Here is a 5,230-nt window from a genome sequence, read left to right as displayed (position 1 = left end):
GACAACCGCTCCACCAACAACACCCCCACACCCTCCGCCCAACCCGTCCCATCCGCCCCCGCCGAAAACGCCTTACACCGACCATCAACCGCCAACCCCCGCTGACGACTGAACTCCACAAACGTCGCCGGCGTCGACATCACCGTCACCCCACCAGCAAGCGCCAAATCACACTCACCCTGCCGCAACGACTGCACCGCCAAATGCAACGCCACCAACGACGACGAACACGCCGTATCCACCGTCACCGCAGGACCCTCAAAACCAAACGTGTACGCCACCCGCCCCGAAGCGACACTGCCGGAACTACCCGTCCGCAGATATCCCTCGACCTCCTCGGGCACCTGCCTGATCCGCGAGGCGTAGTCGTTGTAGACGACACCCGCGAAGACACCCGTCCGGCTGCCCCGGACCGCGGACGGATCGATCCCGGCGGCTTCGAACGCCTCCCAGGACGTCTCCAGCAGCAGCCGCTGCTGGGGATCGGTCGCCAGCGCCTCACGCGGGGAGAGCCCGAAGAAGGCCGGGTCGAAATCCGCCGCGTCGTAGAGGAAGCCGCCTTCCCGGGCCGAGACCTTGCCGGCGCGGTCCGGGTCCGGGTCGTACAGGTCCTCCGGCCAGCCGCGGTCCGCGGGGAAGCCGCCGATCGCGTCGCGGCCATCGCGGACGAGCTGCCAGAGCTTCTCCGGACTGTTGGCCCCGCCCGGGTAACGGCAGCTCATCCCGATGATCGCGATGGGCTCCCGATCCCCGTCCTCCAGGTCGCGGATCCGCTGGTGGGCCTGGCGCAGGTCGCCGGTGACCCGCCTGAGATAGTCGAGGAGCTTCGCCTCGCTCCGCTCTCCCCCGCCGGACATCGCGTTCACTCCAGCCTCGGTCATCAGATCGCCCCGAACTCGTTGTCGATCATCTGGAACAGCTCGTCCGCGGAGGCGCCGCTCAGGTCGTCGTCCCTTCGGTCCGGCGCGGGCTCCGGTGCGCCGGCCCATTTCGCCAGCAGCGTCTGCAGCCGGGTCGCGACCCAGGCGCGTTGGTCCTCGTCGGGCTCGGCCGTCGCCAGGGCTGCCTCCAGCGCGTCCAGCCCGCCGACCAGCGCCGCCGCCGGCTCGCCGGGTGCGGGCGCGATCTCGTCGGCGATGAACCGGGCGAGGGCGATCGGCGTCGGCCGGTCGAACACGACAGTGGCGGGCAGCTGCGCCCCGGTCGCCGCCACGAGGCGGTTACGCAGGTCCACGGCGGTCAGTGAGTCGAACCCGAGCTCGCGGAAGGCGGCCTCGCGACCCACCTGTTCCGCCGAGGAGTGCCCGAGTGCCACCGCGACCTGGGTCCGGATCAGCCCGAGCAGTGCGTTCTCACGCGCCTCGGCCGACAGGCCCGCCAGCCGTTCGCGCAGCGCCGTGGATTCCTCCGCCGTCCCGGCCGCCCTTCTCGCGGCCCGCCGCGGGCCCGCCTTGACGAGCCCCTGGAGCACCGGCGGTAGCGACCCCTCCCGTGCCCCGGCGCGCAACGCCCGCTCGTTGAGCCGGACCGGGACCAGCACCGGTTCCTCGGACGCCAGCGCGGCGTCGAACAACGCGAGTGCCTCGTCCGGCCCCAGCGGGACGACACCGAGGCGCTCGATGCGCCGGAGGTCACGGTCGTGCAGCCCGGCCGCCATCCCCCCGTCGCCGTCGGGCGCCCACGGGCCCCATCCGAGCGAGACGGCGGGAAGTCCCGCGGCCCTGCGGGTCTGGGCCAGTGCGTCGAGACGGGCATTGGCCGCCGCGTAGCCGGCCTGGCCCGCGGTGCCGACGGTGGCGGCTGCCGACGAGAACAGCACGAACGCCGACAGTGGCAGATGCTCGGTCAGTTCGTGCAGGTGCAGTGCCCCCTCGGCCTTGGCGGCGGCGAGACCGTCGAGCCGGTCCGGCGTCAGTGTCTCGACCACGCCGTCGTCGAGCACTCCCGCGGCATGCACCACGGCGGTGAGCGGGTACTCCGCCGGTATGTCCCCGAGCAGGGCCGCGACGGCCTCGCGATCGGACACGTCACAGGCCGCGATCCTGACCCGGGCACCGAGCGCCTCCAGATCGGCGGTGAGGGCGGCGGCGCCGTCCGCGTCGGGCCCCCCGCGTCCGGCGAGCAGAAGGCTGCGGACGCCGTGCCCGGTCACCAGGTGCCGGGCGATCCGGCCGCCCAGTGCCCCCGTACCGCCGGTGATGATGACGGTGCCGTCGGCCAGCGCTCCCGGCGGCGGAATGGTCAGGACCACCTTGCCGACGTGGCGGCCCTGGCTGACGTGCCGGAACGCCCGCTGCGCGGCGCGTACGTCCCAGGCGGTGGTGGGCAGCGGCGCCAGCACCCCGCGCTCGAACAGCGTCACGAGGTCGGTCAGCATCTCCTGGATCCGGTCCGGCGCGACGTCGGCGAGGTCGAAGGCGCGGTAGCGGACACCCTCGTGCTCGGTGGCGACGAGGTCCGGATCCCGCAGGTCGGCCTTGCCCATCTCGACGAACCGGCCGCCGCGCGGCAACAGCCGCAGCGAGGCGTCGACCAGCTCGCCGGCGAGCGAGTCCAGCACCACGTCCATCCCACGGCCACCGGTCGCGGCCAGGAACGCGGCCTCGAACTCGGCGGTGCGGGACGAGGCGATCCGGTCCCCGGGCAGTCCGGACGAGTGCAGGACATCCCATTTGCCTGGGCTCGCGGTGCCGTAGACCTCGGCGCCCCAGTGCTGGGCCAGTTGGACCGCCGCCATGCCGACCCCGCCCGCCGCGGCGTGGACCAGGACGGCCTCCCCCTTGCGCAGTTCGGCCACCTCGCGCAGCCCGTGGTAGGCGGTGAGGAAGACGATCGGTACGGAGGCCGCCTGGGTGAACGTCCATCCCCGCGGGATCCGCACGAGGGTCCGCCGGTCGGTGACGGCGACCGGCCCGAAGGAACCGGGCAGCAGACCCATCACCCGGTCACCGGGTGCGAGGTCCGTGACACCCGGCCCGACCTCCAGGACCATCCCGGCACCTTCGCCGCCGAGGACGGCCGCGCCGGGGTACACCCCGAGGGCGATCAGCACGTCGCGGAAGTTCAGCCCGGCAGCCCGGACCGACACCCGGACCTGGCCATGGCCGAGTGGCGCGAGCACGTCCGGGCAGGGCTCCAGGGCGAGACCGTCGGCCGTACCCGCACCGGTCGGGACGAGCCTCCAGGCGGGCCCCTCGGGCACCTCCGGTGCCACCGCCGCGGTACGGGCCAGCCTCGGCACAAGGGTCGCGCCCCCGCGCACCGCGAGCTGCCGCTCCCCGGTCGCGATCGACGCGGCGAACGCGGCGACCGAAGGGGCTCGGCCGTCCAGGTCCGCGAGGACGAACGTGCCGGGGTGCTCGGCCTGCACGGAGCGCACCAGCCCCCACACCGCGGCCTGCTCGGGCCGGTGCACCGCCTCCCCCGGCCGGGCCTGGACAGCGCCGTTGGTGACGACGACCGCGGTGGATCCGGCGAACCGCTCGTCGGCGAGCCAGGACTGGATCTGGCTCAGCACCTCGTGCGGGCTCTCCCTGCCGGTGCCGGCGCACAGCACGACCAGGCCGGGCACCGTCCCGGCGACCGCGAGCGACGCCAGATCCGGGTGGCTGCGAACCTCACCCGCGGCCGAGCTCAGCGCGCCGGCCAGGCCGAGCGGATCCGGGCCGACCACCGCCCAGTCGGTCTGGGTGGGAGTGCCCGCCGGTACCTCGTTCCAGTCCAGCCGGTAGAGCGATCGGTGTTGACCGCCTGTGGAGAGCCGGTCCGGCGAGCCCGCCCGGAAGGCCACCGAGGTGGCTGTCGCGACGGGCAGCCCGGACGGGTCGCACACCGCCAGGGAAATCGCTGAGGAACCGGCCGGTGCCAGCCGCACCCGTAGGGACGACGCGCCTTTGGCGTGCAGGGCGACGTCGGCCCAGGCGAAGGGCAGCCGCACTTCCCCGGGCGGTCCGAGCATGCCCAGGTCGGCGGCGTGCAGGGCCGCGTCGAGCAACGCGGGGTGCAGAGCGTACCGGGCCGCCTCCGCCTCGGCTGGCACGGGCAGCGCCACCTCGGCGAACACCTCCGCGCCGCGGCGCCACGCGGCGCGCAGCCCCTGGAAGGCGGGGCCGTAGGTGTACCCGCGTTCGGCGAGATCCCGGTAGTGGTCGGACACCTCGATGGCGACGGCCCCCGCGGGCGGCCACTGCGTCAGATCGGCGGGGAACTCCTGCGGTCCCGCACCGGGTGCCAGCACGCCGGACGCGTGTTGGGTCCAGGCCTCGTCGAGCTCACTGCCGCCCGGCCGGGAGTGCAGGGCGAACGCGCGTCGGCCCGACTCGTCCGGCTCCTCCGTGGTGATCTGGAACTGGAGTGCCGCTCGCTCGTCGAGGACCAGCGGCGCGTCCAGGACGAGTTCCTCGAGGACGTCGCAGGCGACCTGTTCGCCCACCTGGAGGGCGAGTTCCACGATCGCCGTGCCCGGCAGCAGGACGGTGCCCATGATCATGTGGTCGGCGAGCCAAGGCTGCGTGCGCAGGGACAGGCCACCCGTGAAGAGCATGCCCTGACCGCCGGCCAGGCCCACCGCCGCGCCGAGCAGAGGGTGCCCGATCGCGTCCAGGCCCGCGGCGGAGACACCGGCGGTCTGCGGCCTCGGCTGCGGCCAGTAGCGGCGCCGTTGGAAGGAGTAGGTCGGCAGGTCGACGGAACGGCCGCCGCGGCCGGCGAAATACGCCCGCCAGTCGACGGACACGCCGTGTACGACGACACCCGCCAGGAGTTCGGCCAGTGAGGTCATCTCCGGCCGGCCCTTGCGCAGGACGGGTATCGCGGTGCTGCCGGGGATCTGTTCCCGCACCAGTGCAGAGAGCACACCATCCGGCCCCAACTCCACGAACGCCGTCACCCCAGCGCCCAACAAAGCCCCGACCCCATCAGAAAAACGAACCGTCTCCCGCACCTGCCGCACCCAATACTCCGGCGAACACAACTCCCCCGCCGACACCACACCACCCGTCACATTCGACACCACCCCAATCCGCGGCACCCCAAACCGCAACCCACCCACCACCACACCAAACTCACCCAACATCGGCTCCATCAAATGCGAATGAAACGCATGCCCCACCCCCAACCGCTTCACCCGACGCCCACGCCCCTCCCACACCCGCGCCACCTCCACCACCGCCGCCTCCACACCCGACAACACCACCGACGACGGACCATTAACCGCCGCCAACCCCACCCC

At 73.0% G+C, this 5,230-nt stretch carries 2 protein-coding genes; both read right to left on the bottom strand.

Annotated elements, in window-relative coordinates; genetic code table 11:
* Positions 1 to 881: beta-ketoacyl synthase N-terminal-like domain-containing protein (locus tag AB0B14_RS36645; protein ID WP_357526744.1), on the bottom strand; the 881-nt coding region annotated here is incomplete at its 3' end.
* Positions 881 to 5,227, bottom strand: coding sequence for an SDR family NAD(P)-dependent oxidoreductase (locus tag AB0B14_RS36640; protein WP_357526747.1), 4,347 nt, complete (start codon positions 5,225 to 5,227; stop codon positions 881 to 883). The genes AB0B14_RS36645 and AB0B14_RS36640, both read right to left, overlap by 1 nt.
* Between the last annotated feature and the right edge of the window lie 3 nt (positions 5,228 to 5,230).

The organism is Micromonospora sp. NPDC049171 (assembly GCF_040648275.1).
In the GTDB taxonomy this organism is placed as follows: Bacteria; Actinomycetota; Actinomycetes; order Mycobacteriales; family Micromonosporaceae; genus Micromonospora.
This window is presented reverse-complemented; position numbering and strand designations above follow the sequence as displayed.